Genomic DNA, 23,666 nt, shown 5'->3' with positions numbered 1-23,666 from the left:
TTTTGTTACAATTAGAATTTTATTTTTTCAAAAAGAAATGAACTTAGTGTTTTATTCGTGTTTATAATAAAGTGTTCTTTCTCTTGTTCTTGTCTAAAAAATACAATTCCCCATTGAAAAGTGTCAATTGTAACAGTAACTTTTGAATGATTTTTTATTGTTTTCCAAGCTTCTTCCATGTCTTTTGACCAGTGAATATCATCAAAAATCCAAATAGTATCGTTTGTTATAGTTGGCAATAAAAGTTCAAAATAGTCTAATGTTGCTTTTTTAGAATGATTTCCATCGAAATAAATAAGTTCACAGCAGGAAGTGTTTAGGCTGTAATTTTTAAGATAATTTGAAAATTCGGTGTTTATAAAATTAATATTTACAGTATCGAATTTTAATAATTGAAATTGATTTTTGGCAGTTGATAATGTATTTGGACAGCCTTCAAGCGTTATTGTTTTTGCATTTCTATTTCCTAATGAAAGAGCAGAAGTAGCTAAACCTAATGATGTACCTATTTCTAAGATTGAATTGGGCTTAAAATATTTAACTAAGCGAAATAATAATTTAGCATTATTTTGAGTTATTCCTGCTGTTTTAGCAATTTTACCTATTTGTCTGGTATTGGATTTAAAGACTCTTGAACCTGCTCCAAAATCGGTTACTTCTATTGTGTTTTGATTTTTTAAAAGGGAATTTCGATACTCTTCTAGGTTTTTATATTCTGGATATTTAGTTTTATCATAAAAGCATTGAGTAACTAAATTATAGACAAATGGAGAATGAATTCCATGTTCATTCTTAGCTTTCCAAAGGAATTTTAGATATGATTTTATTATGTGTAACATTTTTTTAGTAATTAGTATTAATAAAGGGTAATTAGTTTTTGATGACGTTAATTACCCTTTAATTAATTACTTTAAAATTATTCTATTTTGCTAGATAGCTCAAACCATCGTTCTTCTTTTTCTTCAAGAGTTTGGATTACTTTTTGAAGTTCGTTTGCTTTTTTCTCAATATCTGCATCGGCAACTTTTCCATCTGAAAATAATTTCTCGATTTCTTTTTTATTGAATTCTAAATCTTTTATTTCGCGTTCAATTTTATTGAATTCTTTTTGTTCATTGAAAGATAACCCAGTTGAAGTAGTATTTTTTTCTTTCCAATTTGTTTTTTCTGTACTAACGTTATTTAAACTTTTTGGTTCAGTAGAATCTTCATAACTTCTAAAATCGGAATAGTTTCCTGGGAAATCTTCAACTTGTCCTTCTCCTCTAAATACGAATAAGTGATCTACAATTTTATCCATGAAATAACGATCATGACTTACAACTAATAAACATCCAGGGAAGTCTAATAAGAAACTTTCAAGCACATTTAATGTTACAATGTCTAAATCGTTTGTAGGCTCATCGAGAATTAAAAAATTTGGATTTTGGATTAAAACAGTGCATAGATATAAACGCTTTAATTCACCACCACTTAGTTTTTCAACAAAATCATATTGTTTTTTGGCATCAAATAAGAAACGTTCTAGTAATTGTGATGCAGAAATGATTTTGCCTTTTGTAAGCGGAATATACTCGCCATATTCTTTAATAATATCAATTACTTTTTGACCTGGTTTTGGATTAATTCCGCTTTGTGTATAATAACCTATTTTAATGGTATCACCTACAATTACTTTACCAGAATCAGGTTGGATCGTTTGTGTGAGAATGTTTAAGTAAGTTGATTTACCTGTTCCGTTTTTACCAATGATACCAATACGTTCTCCACGTTGAAAAGAATACGAAAATTCGTCAAGGATTGTTTTTTCAGGAAATTTTTTAGTAACCTTAACCATTTCAATGATTTTGCTACCCATTCTTTCCATGTTAATTTCAAGTTCTACTACATTTTCTTTTCTGCGGCTTTCTGCTTTTTCTTTGATTTTGTAAAAATCATCCTGACGCGATTTTGATTTTGTAGTTCTTGCTTTTGGTTGACGACGCATCCATGCTAATTCTTTTACGAATAGATTTTGTGCTTTATCCACACTTGCATTTTCAGAAGCGATTCTTTCTTCTTTCTTTTCTAAATAGTAAGAATAGTTTCCTTTATATTGGTATAATTTGTTGTTATCTAATTCGATAATTTCATTACAAACACGTTCTAAGAAAAAACGATCGTGCGTAACCATGAATAAAGTGATGTTTTCCTTTGCAAAATAATCTTCTAACCATTCAATCATTTCTAAATCCAAGTGATTGGTTGGCTCATCTAAAATTAATAAATCAGGACGATTAATCAATATAATGGCTAATGATAAACGTTTCTTTTGTCCACCAGATAGGTTTTTAACTTTTAGTTTTAAGTCTTCTAATTTTAATTTAGATAGGATTTGTTTGTATTGCGTTTCAAAATCCCAAGCGTTATGACGATCCATATCATCAAATGCTCTTTGATAAGCCTCTTCATCTTCTGGATTTTCTAATGCTTTTTCATAAGCTTCAATTACTTTCAAAGTATCATTATCAGATGCGAAAATACTTTCTTCAATAGTTAATTCATCTTGAAGATTATTGTTTTGTGATAAAAAAGCCATATTGATTCCTTTACGAAGCACAATTTGACCTGTATCAGGCTCATCTAAACCATTAATCATATTCATAATGGTCGTTTTTCCAGAACCATTTTTAGCGATGAAAGCTATTTTTTGATCCTTATTGATTCCGAAAGAAACGTTGTCAAATAAAACGCGTTCTCCGTAAGCTTTTGATATATTTTCTACTGAAAGGTAATTCATTGAAATTTACTATGTAAGATTTGTTATTTACAAAGTGCAAAAGTAGTTTATTGCTTATAATGAAACAATATTTTCAAGGGTTAAATAAAAAGCTACCTTGATTGGGTAGCTTTTGTAGATTTCTTCAAGGAAAATATATACTAAACTTTTAAACAACCACGAAAGGCTCTGGAAGCATAATAAGATTGTGCTCCATTATGATACACAAAAACGGTATTGTAGCGAAAATCAGCGAATAATGCACCACCGAGTTCTCTAATTTCAGATGGTGTTTTGATCCAACTAGATGTTTTTGTATCAAAATTTCCAAAGTTTTGTAACTCTCTATATTGTTGTTCTGTTAAAAGTTCAATACCTATAGAAGTAGCAACATCAATAACATTGTTTTTAGGTTTGTGTTCTTTTCGTGCTTCTAAAGCATCACGATCGTAACAAAGACTTCTACGATTTTTAGGCGTTTCTATTGAGCAATCATAAAAAAAGTATTCATTAGTTTTCTCGTTAAAACGAATAACATCTGGTTCTCCACCAGTTTGCTCCATTTTATAGAGAGACCATAATTTTTCAGGATTGGCTTTTAATTTTATTTGAATTTTAGTCCATTCCAAATCTTTATGACGATTCATGTTTTTTTCAAAGCGTACTTTTAATGTTTTAAGTATTTCATCACGTTCTTCTTGAGACAATTCTCTTTTATTTCTCATTGTCATAAATATATTATTTAATTTACTTATTGTATTTTCAACAATATGCTTATTACTAATGTTTTTTGAAATCATTTAAATTCGAAAGTTTTATAATTTGCTTTATTCAATTATTACATGATGTGTTTTTGATTTTCCTTTCGAATTTATCTTTAAGATATACTCTCCTTTTTTATAATTAGAGATGTCAATATTAGTAATATCATTTATTTTTCCTCTGCTTACAAGAGTTGAGTTAAAATCATATAATTCGTATGTAGAAGAAGAATTAATTTTATTTAATCCATGAGTTTTATTGTTCTGTGTTTTACTTTTACTAGATTCTTCAACAATCAGTATTTCAGAAGTAGGATTAGGATAAACACGATATTCATTTCCTCCACCATTATTTTGTGAACAATCTACGAATTCTACTTCATAGCCAACCCAATCAGTAGTGCCATAAGAATTAGTTCTTTTAACCTCTAAAACATACCAGCCTGCTGATGGTGTATAATTTAATGTTCCAGAATCGCCATAATAATTTGTAGAAGAACTATATACAATATTCAAACTAGGATATTTTCTAAGTCTAATTTGATGACTTGTATTAGAAAGTTTTGGATAAATTTCATAACTATTTCCTACATGGCTTGTGCAAAAATAATCAGTTTCTCCAATTCCATTACTAAAAGAAATAAAATCAACAGTAGGCGCTCCAGTCTGTTCTTCTTTTTGTGAAATTTTGTAAGAAGATGATTTCGTGTCATTTTTAAAAGGATAAAAAACATCTATTGCTTTAAAAAAGAATGAGTTTAAACATAGCAATGATAATGGTAATAAGAATTTTGTTTTCATAATTGATTTGTTTGTTTGTTTGTTTGTTTGTTTGTTGTGAAATGAATAGACCAATTTTACATACATGATTTAAATAAATATCAAGAAGTTTTGATTGTCTTTTTCAAATATAAGATTTAATTAAATACAAAAAAAAATGCGTATTTGCACGTATTTAATAGATTAAATAGTTGATTTATTATTCTCTACTTTGAAACAACTAATCAAAGTATTATAAATTCCATATTACCTAAAATATCTTTATTAGGAAAATTGCAATAACTACAGTAATAAAAAAATAGTCAATTTGTTAAAAAATAGAAAATATTATATTTCGTAAAATTGAAGTTAATATAATCAAAATTGTGAATATCTATTTATGAAATAATGGAGATTATTTTTCTTTAAAAATTATCTTTGGCATCCTTAAAAAAAGTAAAAGTTATGAGTGCAATTTGGTATGAATGTAAAGTAAAATATAGAAAAATTGATGAAAACGGAATACAAAAAGTTACAACTGAACCCTATTTAATAGATGCGATTTCTTATACAGAAGCAGAAAGAAGAATAAATGAAGAAATGGCAGCTTATGTAAGTGAAGAATTTAAGATTACCAATATAAAATTTGCCAATTACGCAGAAATTCATCCATTTGAAAAAGCAGATCGTTGGTTTAAATCAAAAGTTTCATTAGTAGCTTATGATGAAGAAAGTGGGAAAGAACGAAAAACAAGTATGTATTTATTAGTACAAGCCAATGATGTAAAAGAAGCGTATGACAATACCGTTCATGCTATGAAAGACACTATGGGAGATTACACCATTCCTGCTATTTCAGAATCACCTATAATAGATGTTTTTCCTTATTTTAGTGGAGAAGAAGGCGATTTAGCTGCTTTAGAAAAATTCAATACCATTAAAGCCTCTAAAATTGAAGTCGATACAATGGAAGATCCTTTAGATATTGAAGAAGTAGAGAATGAGTTTGTTGTAGAGGAAGAAACAGAAATGTAATAATAGATTTAATATAAAGAGCCTGATTTAAAATTGTTTTGAATCAGGTTTTTTTATGAAATTTTAGTTAATAAAGACAAATAAATCTATTCCTCAGTCACAATTTCCTTCTCATTTCTCGACCATTCACTCCACGAACCCACATATAACTTTGGAATATCTAAACCAGCACTTGCAATAGCTAAAAGGGTATGACAAGCCGTAACACCAGAACCACAATGCACAATCCGATTTTCAATAGGAATATCTTTAAAAACCGTTTCGTATTTTTCTTTTAACAGGGAAGGAGATAAAAACAAACCGTTTTCATCCAAATTAGTAGAAAAAGGCACATTCACAGCATTCGGAATATGACCAGCAATTAAATCCAAAGGTTCTACATGACCTTTGTAACGAGCCGTTTCTCTTACGTCGATAATAATATGGCTTTCACTTTGTGAAGCTTTTTCTACTTCATTCAATGTAACTTGAGGTAATTGCCAATTCGTGACAGGATAAAGTCCCACTTTTTCTGCCTTTTCAATTCCTTTTGCTAATGGAAATCCAACAGCTTCTGCAGTACTTTTTCCTCCATTTAAAACCTGTACTTTTTCATGACCAACCGCTTTCATCATCCACCAAAAACGAGCCGAAGCATTTGCTCCATTTTTATCATCATAAACAACTACATGACTTTCAGGAGTAATGCCTAAATCAGAAAGAACTTTAGAAAACTGTTCTAGAGTAGGCAAAGGATGACGGCCACCAACAGCCACATCTTCTTTTATGTCTGCCAATTGCGTATTCAAATCGACAAACAAAGCCCCTTGAAGATGACTTTTTAAATAATTGTCATAAGCGTTTTTACCGTTACTTGCATCTATTAATATGATAGATGAGGTGTGGTGTAAGGTTAGGAGTTCGGTTGCGTTTATTAGGGGAGGAAGTTGTTGTTTCATGTTCTAAAATTACAAAATGATTGGATTAGATTTTTGCTTAAAAGATTTTAATTAGATTAGAATATTAAAACTATTAGAGAGAATTTTAGATTTAATTAAGTTTAGCAATAACTGAAAAAGATTGTTACAAGAGTTTTTCTTACTTACAACCCTCACTTTCAAATACTTTTTCTCCTTTTTCAACTTGTTCACTTACAAAATGGATATGTTTTATTTCTTCGGAATGTGATTTTGGTTCAATCACATGTAAAACTAAATCGAATGCGATATATTTTTCATCTAAAAGTGTTAGTATTGAATCATTTTCTTTAGAATTAAGGAGAACTGACAAATTAACATTTTTCACTGTTTCATTTAAATCGAAATCAATTTTAAAATTATTGTTTTTAATTTCTCTGATGTATCCTTCCATAGGCTCGTATTCGGTTAATCTTAAGGAAATAATACAATAATTATCTGAAAGTACTTTTATGCTTTTATTGATGTTATCAAACTCAATTTTTTCATGATATGAGCAATCTAAAAAACAACTTTGAAGTAATAAAGCTAATACACTAAAAATAAGTGTATAAAATTTTATATTATTTTCTTTTTTTCTCATGTTTTTTTTGACGACTTCCCAATGCTATTTTATGTATAATTAGTTTTCTTCTTTAAGGGATTTATAAATATATAAATAAAATTTGCAAAGATTTTAGGATATAGGTTTGGACTTGTGTTTTTTAGATATTAAGTGTGATTTTCATTAAAATTGATATAAATTTTTTCCTTCCAATTGTCCAAGAATTTATAAAAAGCATAAAAGCTTTGACCAAAATCAGTTTCAAAATCGTCTATTTTAAGAGTCATTCCTCCACTAATAAAAAAGCCAATTGTTTTTCCGCTATGATTAAATAAAATCTCTTGTCTTTGACAATCTTCCATAAAACTTTTATCAATTTTATTATATCCAAACTCTAACTTTTCAAGTTGATTAATTTTTTTAAGAAAATTAAATACTTCATTTGGAAGCTTAACAGTATGGTTTTCATATCTAAAATCTCCATAATTGTTTCCTTTTTTAAAAGATCTTAAATAAATTTCTACTTCATAAAATTTAGTTATGAAAATATCAACACCCAACAGTCTTTCGGTAAATCCGTCAGAATGCAAAAATACCATTAAATGATTATCATTTATTTTATAGAATCCTGAATCGTCAAACTTTGGGTGATGTTCTATACTCATATGTTTATTTAATAAAAACTAATATAGGAAATTTATTCTCACAAAACTACCACACTAAATTCCTGCTCCAAAGGTTTTAATTCTTCCAACAGCTTTTCAATTAAAGTAGACCCAAATTCAGCATAAAACACAGCAAAATTAATTTTTCGTTCTTGTAAACTTTTTCCAGGAAACAACTCATTTTGCAAAGCCGTCATGCGTTCTAGTTTTTCTGCTAACACTCTTTTTTCTGCTTTTAGTAAGCGTTTTTCTAAATTTTCTAAACCTTTTAGTTGCTTTTTCTCTTGTGCTTCCACAGCTCCTATAAAGGATTTGTCGGTTTGCTTTGCCATTTCTCTTAAACCAATAAATTGTTGTTGTAAATGGGCTTTTTGTTCTGAAAAATCAATGGTAAATTGAGATAAGGCTTTGGTTTTATTCGTAATCAAATCATTTTGAGTACTAAATAAATCTGCCCAACTTAAGTCTAATTTATCTGCTTTTTGAGCTTGTTTTTCAGTAGTTAATAGAACCGAATTTCGCAATAAAAGCATTGGAAAAGTAATTTTATTCGCTTCAAAATTAGATTGTAATTCCAACCAATAAGCCAATTCACCACCACCACCAATATAACACAAATTAGGTAAAATCACTTCTTGATACAAAGGTCTCAAAATCACATTCGGACTAAATTTTTCAGGATGATTTTCTAATTCAGCAAGAATTTCTGTTTCCGAAAAAGTCATTTTGGTATTCAAAACACTGTATTGCTTGTTTTCAAAGACGATTCTTTCTCTCAAATCATCTTCAATATAAAACAAGTTAATTTCTCTAGGATTGACCTGAATTTTATAATCGGCTAAATGTTCATTGGTTTTTAAAACTTCTTCACTTGAGGTTTGATGTAACAATTCTTCCTTTACATAAGGAACAAAAAGCTGTTTTAAATTTTTATAATCACCATCTATAATAACCAAACCTTCATTTTTAAACAATTCGTTTGCCAAATAACGAGTAGCATCGGCCAAATTCGAATGTTCTAAATAGGCTTTTTGGAATAACTCTTTTAAATAATTGGCATTATCACTAATCCCAATGGCTTTCGAAAATTCCTCAAAAACAACATCTAAACCTTCCGTTGACAACCGTCCAACAGGTCCAAAACTGTCTTTTTTCCATTGAATTTTCTTTTCATTTAGGTTAAAATAATTGATTTCTTCAAAATCATGATCCTCAGTGGCCATCCAATAAATGGGTATAAAATTATTTTCTGGATATTTTTTCTGTAATTCTTTACACAAATTTATAGTAGAAATAATCTTATATAAAAAGTACAACGGACCAGTAAATATATTCAATTGGTGACCAGTTGTAATGGTAAATGTATTGGAATTATTTAGAAGTTGAATATGATTTAAAGTACTTTCAGAAACCTCAAAATTCTCATATTGTTTTTCTAATGCAGAAACTAAGATTTTTCTATTTTCAAAAGGAAAATTAGCTTGTTTTTCAGTAAGTTGTGCTTTAAAATTCTCCAACTTTGGAAAACGATTGTACAGTTGTTTCAGCTCCTCTTTTTCGTTTAAATAATCCACCATTAAGTTAGAAAAATATCCTGAATTTTGATAGCTGATACAGTCGGTTGGCATAGGTTAAAATTTTTGTAAAAATAGAGAAATTAAAACAAGTGAGTAAAAGCTTTAACATTCACTTAATATAGTTTTTAAACAACTAAAAAATATTTTTTTGAAAATAAATTTGGAAATGTAAAAAATAATTACAAAAATTTGTCCTCAGAAAAAATAACAATTTTAAAAACGAAGAAAAAATGACATTATTTACATCATACTTCCAAAGCAACACATCAGTAGATACTGGTGACGCTTTTCTTCGTGGCTTATTTCATTCATAGAAAATTCAGTTAAGAATATATGAAAAAGCCCGAAGCTAATTAGATTCGGGCTTTTTTAATTCTAGACCCTTCAGAAATTCCCGATACACGAACTTTTACATCGTCTTTTTTAAGAGGATGCTGATTTTACCTAATGCATTGTGCTGTATTCAAAATCGTCAATTCGAGTACTTTTTCGAAGAAAAAGTGTATCGAGAATAGGTTTTGAATCACTCAAATCTTTCTGTTACGAATGTATCTCGCTAAATCGTAGAGATACTTTAAGGAATAGATTTAAGAACAATACTTAGGTACTTAGTTATACAATAATTAAAAATTTCATGGGAAATAAATTATCTGGGAAAGACCTAATCAAATTGGGTTTCCCAAAGAACAATTCAATCAATATTGCTTTAGGGCAAATTAATAGATACAGAAAAAGAGAAAAAAAGGAAAGTATTTTAAACGAAGCCAAAGAAGTGTTGTTGCATCCAGAAAATTTTAAAATGCACGGCACTTGGGGGAAAGTTGCAGAAGGATTAGTCAATCCAGTGCAAGTGAAATTCAACCAGTTGAGAAACACAAGAGCTCCATTTTCAATTTTTGGAGAAAACGAAATCGACGAACAAGCCAAGTTTCAATTGTACGATTCCTTAAAATTACCAGTCGCAGTCAAAGGAGCATTAATGCCAGACGCACATTCAGGTTACGGATTGCCAATAGGTGGCGTTTTAGCCACTGAAAACGCAGTGATTCCTTACGGAGTTGGAGTTGATATAGGGTGCAGAATGAGTTTGTCGATTTTCGATTTACCTGCTTCTTTTTTAAAAGGAAAAGACCATCAATTGCAAGCGATTTTAAAAGACAATACCAAATTTGGTATGACCGAAACGCACAAAACAAAAGCGGATCATGATGTTTTCTATCGCAACGAATTTGATACTATTCCTTTGCTGAAAAGATTAAAGGACAAAGCTTACAAACAATTAGGTTCGTCAGGAGGAGGCAATCACTTTGTGGAATTTGGTATCGTAAAATTAGACAACCCGTTACCAGAATGGAAACTAGAGCCCAAAGAATATTTGGCAGTGTTATCACACAGTGGTTCCAGAGGTTTAGGGGCTAATATTGCGAAACATTACACCTATTTGGCAACAAAACAATGTCCGTTGCCTAAGAATGTCCAACATCTAGCATGGCTCGATTTGAACACACACGACGGACAAGAATACTGGCTAGCCATGAATTTAGCAGGAGATTATGCAAAGGCTTGTCACGATGACATTCACCGTAGAATTGCTAAAGCTTTAGGCAAAAGAGTAGTGGTTACAATAGAAAATCACCACAATTTTGCTTGGAAAGAACAAGTGGATGGCAAAGAATGCATTGTGCATAGAAAAGGAGCGACACCAGCCCAAAAAGGGGTTTTGGGAATCATTCCAGGTTCTATGACAGCTCCAGGATTTATAGTGATGGGAAAAGGCAACGAAGAAAGTCTCAATTCTGCTTCACATGGAGCTGGACGTTTGTTTTCAAGAGCGAAATGTAAAACGAGTTTCACGCAAAGTCAGATTAAAAAAGTCTTGGCTGATAATGAAGTAACATTAATAGGAGGAAGCATCGACGAAGCACCTATGGCTTACAAAGACATCAACAAAGTAATGGCTTTGCAAACCGAATTAGTAGATGTCTTAGGAACATTCACTCCTAAAATAGTGCGAATGGACCGATAATAAAAAAGGAAAATTGTTTTTCTAGGAGCGAATGGCTTGGGCATTTTCAGCCAACCATTTTCCCGCTTTACGAAGTAGTCCCGATGTAATCGGGAGCTATTTGCTACAATCGGGGCTAGCTAGGAAACTATTGGATTTTTTGTAAAAAGAAAAAGTATGGAAAGGTTTCAAGATGAAAATAAATGGTTAGGAAGTTTTGCAGATAGTATTGATGTGAAATGCCCTAAATGTGAGGCAAAAGCAGTGATTAAAAGAACATACGAATCAAAATATTTGTATAGAGATACACGAATTTTAGAATGTAAACACTGCTATTTTGCTCAAAAAGGTCAAATGAAGAAGTTTAAAGCAATAGTGGATACTTTTTGCTGTAACAATGAAGATAAAATCAAGTATGAATCTCAGATTTTGAATGAAAAACCAGAGAAAATAAATTTAAAATGTCCAATTTGTATGGAACAGAAAGATTTCAAACCAAAAATTGAGGAGATTACTTATGGTTTTAATGCTGATCTGAACAAACAAAGGGAATCTTACTTTAACTGTGAATTATGGTATCAAAAACAATTTGATAACGCTATTTTTTGGGCCTATAATAGGGATCACATCGAGTATTTAGAGCGTTACATAAGAGCAGATTTACGAGAAAGAAGTAATGAAGGAAGTTTTAATAAAACATTGGTTTCAAGATTGCCTCAATTTGTAAAGTCTGCAAAAAATAGAGAGAAGCTCTTAAAAAGTATTGAAAAATGGAAAAAATAATACAAATAACCTCAGGAAGAGGGCCAGCAGAATGTACTTGGGTTGTGGGGCAAGTGCTTAAAAAAGTGTTGGAAGAAGCAAACGAGTTACAAGTAAAAGCAACCGTATTGCAAAGAGAAGCAGGTAGCGAAAACGGAACCGTAGAAACAGCAATTATTCAAATAGAAGGCAAAAAAGCAAACGATTTTGTAACGTCTTGGCTAGGCACCATTCAATGGATTGGAAAAAGTACGTTTCGAAAATTTCACCAACGAAAAAATTGGTTCATCGGAATTTTTGAAATAGAACAATCAAGTGAAACTAAATTCCATGAAAAAGATGTCCAATACCAAGCTATGCGAAGTTCAGGAGCTGGTGGCCAACATGTGAATAAAGTAAGTTCGGCAATTAGAGCCACTCATATTCCAACAGGCATTGCAGTTGTTGCTATGGATTCCCGTTCACAACACCAAAACAAAAAGCTAGCAACCGAACGCTTAAAGCAAAAGATTGAAACAAACAATTTGAATCAGTATAAAAACCAAGAGCAAAACACTTGGACAAACCAAATGCAAATTGAAAGAGGCAATCCTATAAGAGTGTTTCAAGGTTCTGATTTTAAAAAACAAAAAGTAGTTAAAAGCTACAAAAAAGAACGTTTAAAATTTAAAAAATAAGATTATAATGAGTAGCACTTTTTTGTTTACACAAATAAAAAATAGAATAAATTAAAGTAAGTAGCTCCAGAGGAGCGTAATATTTATAAAAATATGAAATCAATAGATAAATACTTGTTTCAAGCCATGGATAATTATCCATATTGTTTGGAAGAAACCATAGAATCCTTAGATTATGCTTTGTCGTATGACGATAAGAATACCACAGCTTTGTGTTTGTATGCAAGAATACAAGCCGAGCAATTATTCAATTATGAAGAAGCAAAAAATTATTTCCAACAAGCGTTAGGAATCAACATCAATGCTATTGAAGTGTATCCTTATTACATTCAAACTTTGTTAGCCAATGAAGATTTTGAAGAAGCAGAAAAGTTAATCGACTTTGCTTTAACAATTAAAGGAATCAACAAAGTAGAGATTTTGATGAAGAAAATCCAACTTCTAGAAATTAAAAAAGAATTTAAAGAAGCCAAACAACTTTTAAAAGAAATGAAGTTAGCAGTTGTTAATAATGAATACAATTATTATTTAGATGATACCAAAGCAAGGATCAAAGGAAAATTGGAACTTCTAAAACCTAAAAAGGAAAAAGAAACGAAATCCAAGAAAAACAAGAAAAAGAAAGGGTGCTAAAAGGCATCCTTTTTTTGTAAAAAAATAAAATTCAGTTACATTTGATACCAACGACTCATTTTTAATATGGATGCACAAGTAATAGAAAATTTTTGGAACAGAGTAAGAAACAATAGTACAACTATCGAAACCACTTGGGATCAAGAAACAGCACATTTGTATCAATTAGGAATAAGTATGGAAGAAACCTTGCGATATCTTCATGAAGAAAAACCAACTCCTATAGAATTCAAAAATTGGATTCAACAGAAAGAAAAAAAAGTAAAAACGAAAACCGATGCAATAGCAGATGTTCTTACAAAAGAAGATTTGGATTTTTGGGAAACCAATGGATATGTGGTAGTGAAAAATGCAATTTCTGAAGAGGATTGTTTGAAAACACAAAAGGCAATTTGGCAATTTTTAGAAAAAAATCCAGAAGATGCTACAACTTGGTATAAAACCCATACAGAACAAAAAGGATTGATGGTTAACTTTTTTAATCATCCAACCTTAGAAAAAAACCGTGCCTCTCTAAAAATTCAAAAGGCATACGAACAATTGTATGGAACGAATGAAATTTATAAAACGATAGACAAAGTCAGTTTCAATCCACCAATCACAACAGATTATAGCTTTTTGGGAAGTAAATTACATTGGGATGTAAGTTTAAAACAACCTATTCCTTTCCGTTTACAAGGATTATTGTACTTATCAGATTGCAATGACAATGAGGGCGCTTTTCATTGTGTGCCTGGTTTTCATCATCACATTGAAAATTGGATGCAATCCCTTTCACCGACAGATAATCCAAGAGAAGTAGCTTTAAAAACATTAGTACCTATTCCCATAACCGGAAAAGCCGGAGATTTTATTATTTGGCATCAAGCTTTGCCACATTGTGCTACTCCTAATTATGGTAAAAAACCTAGACTAGTTCAATACTTAACTTATTTTCCTGAAAAGTATACAGAAAATCTGGAATGGATTTAACATTTTTTAAGTGATAGTTTTTACGTTTTTATTTACCTTTAGGAAGTTGATAATTATAAAAAAAATTATTGATTATAAAACGAACAATTAAACAAATAAATCATGTTAAACAAAATTTTAAGTTTAGAAGGAATTCAAAAACTAGCTAAAAATGAGCAAAAAAGCATTAAAGGAAGTGGAAATATTGGAGATTCTAATTGTAGATGCTTTTGTTATGTAGGAATTAAACGAGTTGATCATTATTGCTTCTCTTATTGTCCGAACGGGACAATACCAGGATTATATCCTGATAGTACAGGTGATTGTACATTTCCATGAAGAAACTTATAATTTTGAAAATTAGATTTTTAGATTGAATATACTTTCCTAGTATATATTTTAAAAAAACAATACATTATTTTACAAACAATTAAACAATAAAGTTATGTTAGAATTAATTTTAAAAAAAGCAGGAGTTCAAAAGTTGAACAAAAAAGAAAAAAGAACTATTAATGGAGGTTTAGCATGTAGACCAGATGGTTCTTGTCCTACAGGTTCATATTGTGAAACTACAGGAGATTTTGCAGGACTATGTAGACGTTATTAATCATCTCTTTTACATCTTACAATAAAAAAAGTCTAAAATTTATTTTAGACTTTTTTTATTCATTTTTTATCGCTTCAAAGTAAAATGACCTTTAAACTCTTTTCCATTTTCTCTTGTAACTATAAACCAATAGTCGGAAGAAGGTAATGGTTTTTCTAAGTAGTTTCCATCCCAACCTTGTGAATTAGTGCCTAATTGCTTTATGAATTTGCCATAACGATCAAAAATTTTAATAGTTAAACTAGGTTCATTTTCAGAAAATTTAATTTTCCAAAAATCATTATAACCATCACCATTTGGAGTAAAAAACTTAGGATACATTAATAAATATACTTCTCCAGAAACTTCTCCGCAACCATTCTTGTCTCTTACATAAACAGTATATTCACCATTATCTAATCCATTAAATGTATTACTACTTTGAAAGTTAATTCCATCTAACGAATAATCATAATCTCCTTCGCTATTTGAAGTTAATAAAACCGTTATAGTGTTATTATTATCATTCCAATCAGAAGTAATAATCTGAGAAATTGTAGCAATATTTGAATTAACTACAGTGAAGTTTTTAGTTGTAGTACAAGTTATATTATTGTGATTTTCGGAAACCGTTACAGAATAGTTTCCTGGTTGAAAAACCGTAATTGATGGAGAAGTTTCATTAGTTGACCAAAGGTAATTATCATATCCATTTCCAGCAAAAATAGTAATGTAACTGCCTTCGCAAATAGGCATAATATCATTTATAGTTAAGAAAGGTTTACTATATAGTGTAAAATCTAAAGTAACAACTTGATGACAAGTATTAGGAGAATCAATTCTAACATAAATAATATGATTGCCAATAGTTAGGTTATAATTAGTTGGATTTGTGATTTTATCCGAAATAATTTGATTTTCAGCACCATTCAACGAAGTGTAATAATTAAAAGTATTACCTGTTGAAGAAATTAAGTTAGCATTATAATTGGTTAAATTAATTATTTCATAACCATCATCCAAATTATCACAGAATGACTCTGAATAATCTGTTGCATTCAAAGTATTGATTAGACTAATCGTTATTGCTGATCTACTAACACTTTCACAACCATTAATAGTTTGTGTAGCATAATAAGTAGTGCCATCTACTAATGGTGTAGTATTTGGTAAAATCAAATTCCCATTTAAACTATCATACCAAATTACATTGGAACCATTACTAACAATCTCATTCAAAGTAGCATTAGCAGTACTACAAAAACTTTGATTTGCATTTCCTGTTGGAGCAGGAGTATTTTGAATAGTAACACTTACGGGAACGCGATCACTCTCACATCCATTGATAGTCTGACTAGCATAATAAGTAACTCCATTTTGTAATGAGGTAGCTGTAGATAAAATAGTTCCACCAGTTTGTGAATTATACCAAGTAATATTTTGTCCAGTAATTAGAATGTCGTTTATAGTTGCGTTATCTTGAATACAGAATTGTTGTGGTGAAGTTACTATAGGTAAGGTAACAGCAGTAATGGTTACATTTTGTGTTTGATTACTAGTATTCCCATTGCCATCATCATAAAGCCATGTAATAGTGTAATTCCCAGCGGTAGCATAAGTCAATGGATCAGTAGTAGTGGCATTAATTGTTCCCGCACAATTATCAGTAGCGGTTGGAATTGAGGTAATTATTGTATTACAATCTCCTGTAATAGTGGGTAAATTTGTAATTGTTGGAATAGGAGCTTCGTTATCACCAACAACTACATCAATTGTAACAGTGTCATCACAACCACCTGTTCCTGTGACTGTGCAAGAATATTGACCATTATTTGCAACAGTTGCATTTGGAATAATTGGGTTTTGGTCAGTTGACGTAAATCCGTTTGGTCCTGTCCAGGAATAATTGGTTCCACCAGAAGCGGTTAGTTCAAGATTGCTTCCTATGCAAGGATTAACAGCAGATATTTGAGGAGATGAAAGACAATCTTGGAATTTACCCAAGAAAAAACCTGAGCCAGTTGGCATGTGAGTACCAGGAGTTCCTAAGTCATTTCCGTTTGTTGCTATACCTGTTGAATAACCTAAAAGATAAATAATATTATTTTTGAAATAAATATTTGAACTATAATCTTGAGAAGGAGTACCATAGTAAGAACACCAAATGAGATTTCCATCAGTATTGAATTTTGCAAAAAAACAATCATCAGAACCATCTGGTACAGTTTGATAACTATTTGGAGTAGAGATTATTTCATAATAACTTCTTGTATTGCCAGCAATGTAGATATTACCTTCGTCAGAAACAGATCCGCTTTCAGCAGTTTCATCAGATGTAGGATTATTCCCTCCAAAATAAGTCCCCCATTGTCTTACTCCTAAAGCATTAAATTTTACTAAAAAAGCATCTACACCACCAAGTGCTAAATTTTCTTTAAAACTACCTGCTGTTGCGATATTATTTGTACTACTGGTTGTACCAATAAGGTAAACATTGTTTAAATTATCAGTATCAAGTCCAGTTACCTTGTCTAAATTACCATTACCACCATAATAGGTACACCAATCCCTACTAAAATTTGCATCAAATTTTACAACGAAAACATCTGTCATAAAACATTGATTTTGATGCGCGTTTAATGTAGTTATATTTAAATAATTTGTGCTTTCACTATATTGTCCTGCAAAATAAATGTCATCATTAATATCAATACTACAAAAAGTAATTTCTCCTTGAAAATAACTCCCGTATAATCTTTGCCCATTTGAATTAAACTTTGAAAAAAAACCTAATCCATAGAAACTACTGTTTGGGTTGTTTAACAAATAACCATCGTTTGTTGAAATTCCGGTCGAACTTTTTGTCTGTCCAGCAATTATTAAATTTTCGGAGCTGTCTAAATGAATAGTTCTTATTTCATCAAAACCTTCTCCACCATAAAAAGTTCCCCAAATTCGTTGTCCATTTTCATTAAATTTAATTAAAATACCTTCTCTAGAAAATGCAGATCCAAATTCTCTAAACGATCCGGGAGTAGTTATTGTATTTGCGAGTCCATCTTGATCCCATGTGTAACCAACTGCATAAACTTCATTTGAAGAATTAACAGCTAGGTCATAAATTATAGCTTCAAATGTATTGTTTTTTACATATGTGCCCCATATTCGCACTCCATTAGGGTTCATTTTTGCTATAAAAGCTGTTGCCCATAGAGGTATTCCAGTATTTTGAAAGGATCCTGCGGTTCCTACGTTATTACTACTGTATGTTAGACCTGTGAAAATCACGTTATTTAAATTATCCGTTTTAGTAGTATTTGTTTTAAATGCTTGGTTACCTCCTCCATAATAAGTCCCCCACAATCGCACTGGAACAGGATCAATAACAATAGTTTTGTTAGATGAGTTAACTTCCCCTTCAAAACCATAAACATTCTTTTTAATTTTTTTATAATTTATAGAAATTTCTTCTCTCGAAGGGCCATTTTCAACCCAACTCAAAGGCAACGTTTCTTCCATTTGTCCAAAACGAAGATTCATCTTTATTTTGTTATCAACCAATTCCGTTTTACCACCGTTAAATTGTAACTGAATATCTGAAACTTTTCCTCCTGGCTTTACAATGAAATTATATTCCACGACTTTTGTACTGTCTTTTGGAATAAAGAAAACAACATCGATATTACTATAAATGTTTTGATACGTTACTTTTTGATATTTATGTACATTCGTTATCCCATTAGGAGCATGAGTCACATTGTAGTAGTTATCATGATCAGAAGATTTTTCCTCAGAAACTAACGTAACGTTTTTATTCGAATTCAAAAAGTCAATATCAATCCTGTGAAAATTATACTTTAGAGAATAATCAGGATTTTTCACTCCAGTATCAAAACTTGGGTTAGAACCATTAAATTCTCTATCCTTTTTTGTTAATGGTATTCGTTCTGTCTCATAAACATCATAAGAAAAACCATTTTCTCTTAACTGAACATTTAATCCAGTAGTGTTTAAAAGATATTTTACGTTTCTATTTTCTTTTCCTTTTTGGTCAATAATTTGTCCTTTGTTTTCAATAAAACCAATAGAAGTAGTTTGTTTCTGAGCAAAAACAATACTAGCACTAACTAAAAATAATAAAACGCAAAAAAATCTCATATTTAAATCTTAAAATAAAGTTTCAAAAATAGTACTTAAACGGATAAAAAGAATGAATAAATAATTATTTCTATTGACTTACTTACAAAATAATATTTAAATTACAAAAGGATAAGTAGTAGGTCTATTTTAATTTCAATGCAATTTTCTTTACACCTTACTATTCTTTTATTATATCTTATTTATCTTGTTTTTATTTCTTATTAATTTATTTCTATTACTTGTTATTATAGTACTATATCTTAGTGTTTTTTTATTATTTTTGAAATAAAAATTATGATTTACTTTAATTTTGTTCGCATCTTTAAACTGAAAGGTATAGCAAGACCTTATTACTTATCTAACTAAGAACGGTTACTCAGCAGGTTACGCTACCAAGCTCACAAATAATAGAGTGCAGGAAATAAATTTAGAACGTCTTGAAAAGTTTTGCTGAGGCTTTAATTGCACTCCAAACGATATTTTAGATTTTAAACCTTCTTAAAAAGACCCCATTCCAAAGTATCATGCGCTACATACACTTACCAAAAAAGAGATTGATAACTAGTTAATTAATAAAATAAATGCTTTACCTATAGATAAAATCCAACAAATACATAATATTCTAAAAGAGATGGAGTAATTTTGTCTTCTTTTTAATTTATAATGAAAGATATTTTACTCATTACACCGCCTTTCACACAGCTGAATACACCATATCCAGCTACAGCCTATTTAAAAGGATTTTTAAATACTAAGGGTATTGATTCCTATCAAATGGATTTGGGAATAGAGGTGATTTTAAAATTGTTTTCAAAAGAAGGATTGCTAAATATTTTTGAAAGTGTTGACTTAGCAGAAAATGATTTTTCTGAAAACGTTTTACGAATAATTGCACTTCAAAACGAATATATCAAAACAATAGACACTGTTATTGCCTTTTTACAAGGGAAGCAGCCTACATTAGCACGACAAATTTGTTCGGGTAACTTTTTACCTGAAGCATTTCGATTTTCCCAATTGGATGATATGGAGTGGGCGTTTGGAAATATGGGAATGCAGGACAAAGCGAAGCATTTAGCAACACTATATCTAGAAGATTTATCGGATTTTATTGTGGAGTGTGTCGATGAAAACTTTGGTTTTAGTCGCTATGCGGAACGATTGGGGAGAAGTGCTAATTCGTTTGACGAACTCTACTCGGAATTACAACTTTCACTAACTTACATAGATAAAATAACCTTACAGATTTTAAAGGAAAGAATAGAAGAAGCAAACCCTAAATTAGTTTTGTTTTCGGTTCCTTTTCCTGGTAATTTGTACAGTGCATTTCGATGTGCGCAATACATAAAACTGCATTATCCTTCCGTGAAAACTGGAATGGGTGGCGGTTTTCCCAATACAGAGTTACGGGATTTAAAAGACAAGCGTGTTTTTGAGTTTTTCGATTTTATTACATTAGATGATGGAGAACTACCTGTAGAGCTATTGCATAAAAATGTGGTTTTAAATGAAGCTCCTCAATTGTATAAACGTACATTTTTGCTTGAGAATGGAGAGGTGGTTTATAAAAATGATATGATTCAAGCGGATTACAAACAGAGTGAAGTAGGAACACCTGATTATTCCGATTTACTACTAGATCAATACATATCGGTTATTGAGATAGCGAATCCTATGCACAGTTTGTGGAGTGATGGGAGATGGAATAAATTGACGATGGCACATGGTTGTTATTGGGGTAAATGTACTTTCTGTGATATTTCATTGGATTACATCAAACTGTACGAACCGATTGCTGCCAAAATGTTGGTGGATCGTATGGAAGAACTCATTGCACAAACAGGTGAAACAGGTTTTCATTTTGTGGATGAGGCTGCGCCACCTGCGCTTATGCGTGAATTGGCTTTGGAAATCTTGCGTCGTAAACTTGCGGTAACATGGTGGACAAATATTCGATTTGAGAAGAGTTTTACGCAAGATTTATGTTTGTTGTTAAAGCTTTCAGGCTGTATTGCCGTTTCAGGAGGATTAGAAGTAGCTTCCGATCGTTTGTTGGCTCTTATTAAAAAGGGGGTTACTGTGGAACAAGTTGCGCAAGTAACACGCAATTTTACAGCATCGGGTATTATGGTACATGCTTACTTAATGTACGGCTATCCAACACAAACCGTTCAAGAGACGGTAGATAGTTTGGAGATGGTGCGTCAGTTGTTTGAAGTTGGGGTGTTGCAATCGGGTTTTTGGCATCAATTTGCCATGACAGTGCATAGTCCCGTTGGGATGAATCCGGAAGAGTTTGGTGTAGTACCGCAGCTAAATGAAATTACCTTTGCGAATAATGATGTAGCTTTTAAAGATAAAACAGGTATCAATCACGATAAATTTAGTTTCGGACTAAAGAAGTCTTTGTTCAATTACATGCACGGTATTTGTTTTGATTATGAGCTGCAGGATTGGTTTGATTTTAAAATTCCGCGAACAAAAATAGCTCCCGATTTTATTCAAAACGCATTGGAAAAAGTAGCAATTCTCACTACAAAAAACAATGCTAAAATTGTCTGGACTGGAGGAAATCCAATAACTGCAAAATTTACCAAATCGAAGAAAGGGAGTTCTTGGGTGATGTTGAAAATGACCTTTCATCAGCCTACCCATACTTTTGATATAATGCTAGAGGAGGAAAAAGGATTATGGTTGGTTGAAAAATTGAATTCACTGGCTGTTACAAATGAAAAGACAACAACATTCCAGCAATTGAAAGCTGACTTTGAGTCACATTTTGACGACTTTGAATTGTTTTGGTATTCTAAACAGTTGTTGACTTTAAAAGAGTACGGCTTATTAGTTTTGTAGACATTTAACGCTGATCCTTTTATCTAAACAATTTCTTTTTAGTATTTTTACGCCTCTTAAAAGTAAAAATATGAGTAATCATTATAAGTTAAACGTAAACAATACGTTTCAATTTGATGTTGAAAGTGATGTTGTGGCGCAATTAGATGCAGTAAGTGTTGAAAAAAATAAATTTCACATTTTAAAAAACAATACGCCTTACCAAGCTGAAATAATAGCAACCGATTTTATCAATAAAACCTATACAGTAAAAGTTAATAATGAAACCTATACTGTTGCCATTGCTAATGCTTTGGATATTCTTATCAAAGAAATGGGCTTTGAGATTGGTTCGGCAAAGCAAGTAAATGCTATTAAAGCACCAATGCCCGGTTTGATTTTAGAAATTTCGGTAGCAGTAGGTCAAGAAGTAAAAGAAAACGATCCTTTATTAATTCTAGAAGCGATGAAAATGGAAAACAGTATTGTGTCGCCTCGTGATGGAGTGATTAAATCAATAAGCATGACAAAAGGTGCTGCGGTTGAAAAAGGAGCTTTATTAATTGAATTCGAATAAGATGAAAAAGATATTAGTTGCAAATCGTGGTGAAATTGCCATAAGAGTTATGCAAACAGCAAAGAAAATGGGAATTAAAACCGTTGCTGTTTATTCGGTAGCCGATAGAAATGCGCCTCATGTTAAATTTGCAGATGAAGCGGTTTGTATAGGGGAAGCACCATCGAATCAATCCTATTTAAGGGGCGATAAAATTATTGAAGTTTGTAAAACACTTAGAGTGGATGGTATTCACCCTGGATACGGATTCTTGAGTGAGAATGCAGATTTCGCCGATTTGGTAGAAAAAAACAACATCACTTTCATCGGACCTAAGTCGAAAGCGATGCACATGATGGGAAATAAATTAGCAGCAAAAGATGCGGTTAAAGATTATGAGATTCCTATGGTGCCTGGTGTAGATGAAGCAATTACAGATGTTGCCAAAGCAAAAGAAATTGCAGTTCAAATTGGTTTTCCTATCCTGATTAAAGCTGCCGCTGGAGGTGGTGGAAAAGGAATGCGCGTGGTGAATAATGAAGCCGAATTCGAATCGCAAATGAATCGTGCTATTTCTGAAGCAACTTCTGCTTTTGGAGACGGTTCTGTTTTTATTGAGAAATATGTGGGGTCACCACGTCACATTGAAATTCAAGTAATGGCCGATGGTCATGGAAATATCTTGTATTTATTTGAAAGAGAATGTTCGGTACAACGTCGTCATCAAAAAGTAGTGGAAGAGGCTCCTTCTTCGGTATTAACACCTGAAATTCGTAAAGCAATGGGTGAGGCAGCTGTAAAAGTTGCTAAAGCGTGTGATTACATTGGTGCAGGAACAGTTGAGTTTTTATTGGATGAAAATAAAAATTTCTATTTCCTTGAAATGAATACGCGTTTGCAAGTAGAGCACCCTGTTACGGAAATGATTACCGGAATGGATTTGGTTGAAATGCAAATTCGTGTAGCTAGAGGGGAAGCACTTCAAATAAAGCAAGAAGATTTAAAAATAAACGGTCATGCTATGGAGTTACGTGTATACGCGGAAGACCCATTAAATGACTTTTTACCGAGTGTAGGTAATTTGGAGGTATACCAAATTCCAGTTGGTAACGGAATTCGTGTAGATAACGGTTTCGAACAAGGTATGGATGTGCCAATTTATTACGATCCAATGTTGGCAAAATTGATTACTTATGGAAAAACACGTGAGGAATCAATTGAGTTAATGATTGAAGCTATTGCGAATTATAAAGTTGAAGGTATTAGTACTACTTTGCCTTTTGGAACTTTTGTAATGGAGCATGAAGCATTCCGTTCAGGAGATTTTGATACGCACTTCGTTAAGAAATATTACGATGCAGAAGTATTAAAAGCACAAGCTGAAAAGGAAGCTGAAATTGCTGCTGTAGTAGCCTTAAAGCAATATTTGGAAGATCAAAAAATCTTACGTTTACCAATCAACTAATCAG

At 31.4% G+C, this 23,666-nt stretch carries 20 protein-coding genes; 11 read left to right on the top strand and 9 right to left on the bottom strand.

What is annotated here, in order from left to right; genetic code table 11:
• Positions 1-11: 11 nt before the first annotated feature.
• The 4 genes from LXD69_RS17790 to LXD69_RS17775 form a co-directional block, all read right to left on the bottom strand.
• Positions 12-839: an O-methyltransferase gene (locus LXD69_RS17790; protein WP_246916440.1), complete on the bottom strand. Its 828-nt coding sequence runs from the start codon at positions 837-839 to the stop codon at positions 12-14.
• A gap of 77 nt (positions 840-916) precedes the next feature.
• A complete protein-coding gene (locus LXD69_RS17785; RefSeq protein WP_246916438.1) occupies positions 917-2,779 on the bottom strand; it encodes an ABC-F family ATP-binding cassette domain-containing protein in 1,863 nt (620 codons plus the stop codon).
• 140 nt (positions 2,780-2,919) lie between these two features.
• Positions 2,920-3,483 (bottom strand): DUF4256 domain-containing protein, encoded by a 564-nt coding sequence (locus LXD69_RS17780; RefSeq protein ID WP_246918903.1) that lies wholly within the window; start codon positions 3,481-3,483, stop codon positions 2,920-2,922.
• Between the two features lie 102 nt (positions 3,484-3,585).
• On the bottom strand, positions 3,586-4,320 hold the full coding sequence (locus LXD69_RS17775) for a T9SS type A sorting domain-containing protein (RefSeq protein WP_246916436.1): 735 nt from the start codon (positions 4,318-4,320) through the stop codon (positions 3,586-3,588).
• 423 nt (positions 4,321-4,743) lie between these two features.
• Between LXD69_RS17775 and LXD69_RS17770 the strand changes: the two genes are divergently transcribed.
• Positions 4,744-5,313, top strand: a complete 570-nt coding sequence (locus LXD69_RS17770) for a DUF4494 domain-containing protein (RefSeq protein WP_246916434.1) — start codon at positions 4,744-4,746, stop codon at positions 5,311-5,313.
• An 86-nt stretch (positions 5,314-5,399) separates the two neighbouring features.
• Here LXD69_RS17770 and LXD69_RS17765 read toward each other — a convergent pair whose 3' ends face one another.
• The 4 genes from LXD69_RS17765 to bshC form a co-directional block, all read right to left on the bottom strand.
• Positions 5,400-6,251: a sulfurtransferase gene (locus LXD69_RS17765; RefSeq protein WP_246916432.1), complete on the bottom strand. Its 852-nt coding sequence runs from the start codon at positions 6,249-6,251 to the stop codon at positions 5,400-5,402.
• Between the two features lie 139 nt (positions 6,252-6,390).
• Positions 6,391-6,852, bottom strand: coding sequence for a hypothetical protein (locus LXD69_RS17760; RefSeq protein WP_045972002.1), 462 nt, complete (start codon positions 6,850-6,852; stop codon positions 6,391-6,393).
• Between the two features lie 128 nt (positions 6,853-6,980).
• Positions 6,981-7,478, bottom strand: coding sequence for a hypothetical protein (locus LXD69_RS17755; protein WP_246916430.1), 498 nt, complete (start codon positions 7,476-7,478; stop codon positions 6,981-6,983).
• A 38-nt stretch (positions 7,479-7,516) separates the two neighbouring features.
• Positions 7,517-9,106: a bacillithiol biosynthesis cysteine-adding enzyme BshC gene (gene bshC / locus LXD69_RS17750; protein WP_246916428.1), complete on the bottom strand. Its 1,590-nt coding sequence runs from the start codon at positions 9,104-9,106 to the stop codon at positions 7,517-7,519.
• 583 nt (positions 9,107-9,689) lie between these two features.
• On the opposite strand from bshC, the gene LXD69_RS17745 reads away from it, so the two are divergent.
• The 7 genes from LXD69_RS17745 to LXD69_RS17715 all read left to right on the top strand — a co-directional run bounded on the left by LXD69_RS17745 (position 9,690) and on the right by LXD69_RS17715 (position 14,690).
• The gene (locus LXD69_RS17745; RefSeq protein ID WP_246916426.1) at positions 9,690-11,081 is read left to right on the top strand and encodes an RtcB family protein; all 1,392 of its coding nucleotides are present in this window, start codon (positions 9,690-9,692) and stop codon (positions 11,079-11,081) included.
• 156 nt (positions 11,082-11,237) lie between these two features.
• Positions 11,238-11,843: a hypothetical protein gene (locus LXD69_RS17740; protein ID WP_246916424.1), complete on the top strand. Its 606-nt coding sequence runs from the start codon at positions 11,238-11,240 to the stop codon at positions 11,841-11,843.
• Positions 11,831-12,499 carry a peptide chain release factor H gene (gene prfH, locus LXD69_RS17735; protein ID WP_246916423.1) on the top strand — a complete coding sequence of 223 codons (669 nt, stop codon included), beginning with the start codon at positions 11,831-11,833 and terminating at the stop codon, positions 12,497-12,499. Before LXD69_RS17740 ends, prfH begins: the two co-directional genes overlap by 13 nt.
• Positions 12,500-12,592: 93 nt before the next feature.
• Positions 12,593-13,132 (top strand): tetratricopeptide repeat protein, encoded by a 540-nt coding sequence (locus LXD69_RS17730; RefSeq protein WP_246916421.1) that lies wholly within the window; start codon positions 12,593-12,595, stop codon positions 13,130-13,132.
• A gap of 66 nt (positions 13,133-13,198) precedes the next feature.
• Positions 13,199-14,104 carry a phytanoyl-CoA dioxygenase family protein gene (locus LXD69_RS17725; RefSeq protein ID WP_246916419.1) on the top strand — a complete coding sequence of 302 codons (906 nt, stop codon included), beginning with the start codon at positions 13,199-13,201 and terminating at the stop codon, positions 14,102-14,104.
• Between the two features lie 102 nt (positions 14,105-14,206).
• Positions 14,207-14,422, top strand: coding sequence for a hypothetical protein (locus LXD69_RS17720; RefSeq protein ID WP_045972021.1), 216 nt, complete (start codon positions 14,207-14,209; stop codon positions 14,420-14,422).
• Between the two features lie 106 nt (positions 14,423-14,528).
• Positions 14,529-14,690, top strand: coding sequence for a hypothetical protein (locus tag LXD69_RS17715; RefSeq protein ID WP_246916417.1), 162 nt, complete (start codon positions 14,529-14,531; stop codon positions 14,688-14,690).
• A 66-nt stretch (positions 14,691-14,756) separates the two neighbouring features.
• Here the strand turns inward: LXD69_RS17715 and LXD69_RS17710 are convergent, their stop codons facing one another.
• A complete protein-coding gene (locus LXD69_RS17710; protein ID WP_246916415.1) occupies positions 14,757-18,827 on the bottom strand; it encodes a DUF7948 domain-containing protein in 4,071 nt (1,356 codons plus the stop codon).
• Positions 18,828-19,472: 645 nt separating this feature from the next.
• Between LXD69_RS17710 and LXD69_RS17705 the strand changes: the two genes are divergently transcribed.
• The 3 genes from LXD69_RS17705 to accC all read left to right on the top strand — a co-directional run bounded on the left by LXD69_RS17705 (position 19,473) and on the right by accC (position 23,662).
• Positions 19,473-21,662 carry a B12-binding domain-containing radical SAM protein gene (locus LXD69_RS17705; protein WP_246916413.1) on the top strand — a complete coding sequence of 730 codons (2,190 nt, stop codon included), beginning with the start codon at positions 19,473-19,475 and terminating at the stop codon, positions 21,660-21,662.
• A gap of 70 nt (positions 21,663-21,732) precedes the next feature.
• Complete coding sequence (locus LXD69_RS17700; protein WP_045972031.1) at positions 21,733-22,218, top strand: acetyl-CoA carboxylase biotin carboxyl carrier protein subunit; 486 nt, start codon at positions 21,733-21,735, stop codon at positions 22,216-22,218.
• A 1-nt stretch (position 22,219) separates the two neighbouring features.
• The gene (accC, locus tag LXD69_RS17695; RefSeq protein WP_246916411.1) at positions 22,220-23,662 is read left to right on the top strand and encodes an acetyl-CoA carboxylase biotin carboxylase subunit; all 1,443 of its coding nucleotides are present in this window, start codon (positions 22,220-22,222) and stop codon (positions 23,660-23,662) included.
• The last annotated feature ends 4 nt before the right edge of the window (positions 23,663-23,666 follow it).

Source organism: Flavobacterium sediminilitoris (assembly GCF_023008245.1).
GTDB classification, from domain to species: Bacteria; Bacteroidota; Bacteroidia; order Flavobacteriales; family Flavobacteriaceae; genus Flavobacterium; species Flavobacterium sediminilitoris.
The sequence above is the reverse complement of the archived record's forward strand: the minus strand, read 5'-3'. Positions and strand labels throughout refer to the sequence as shown.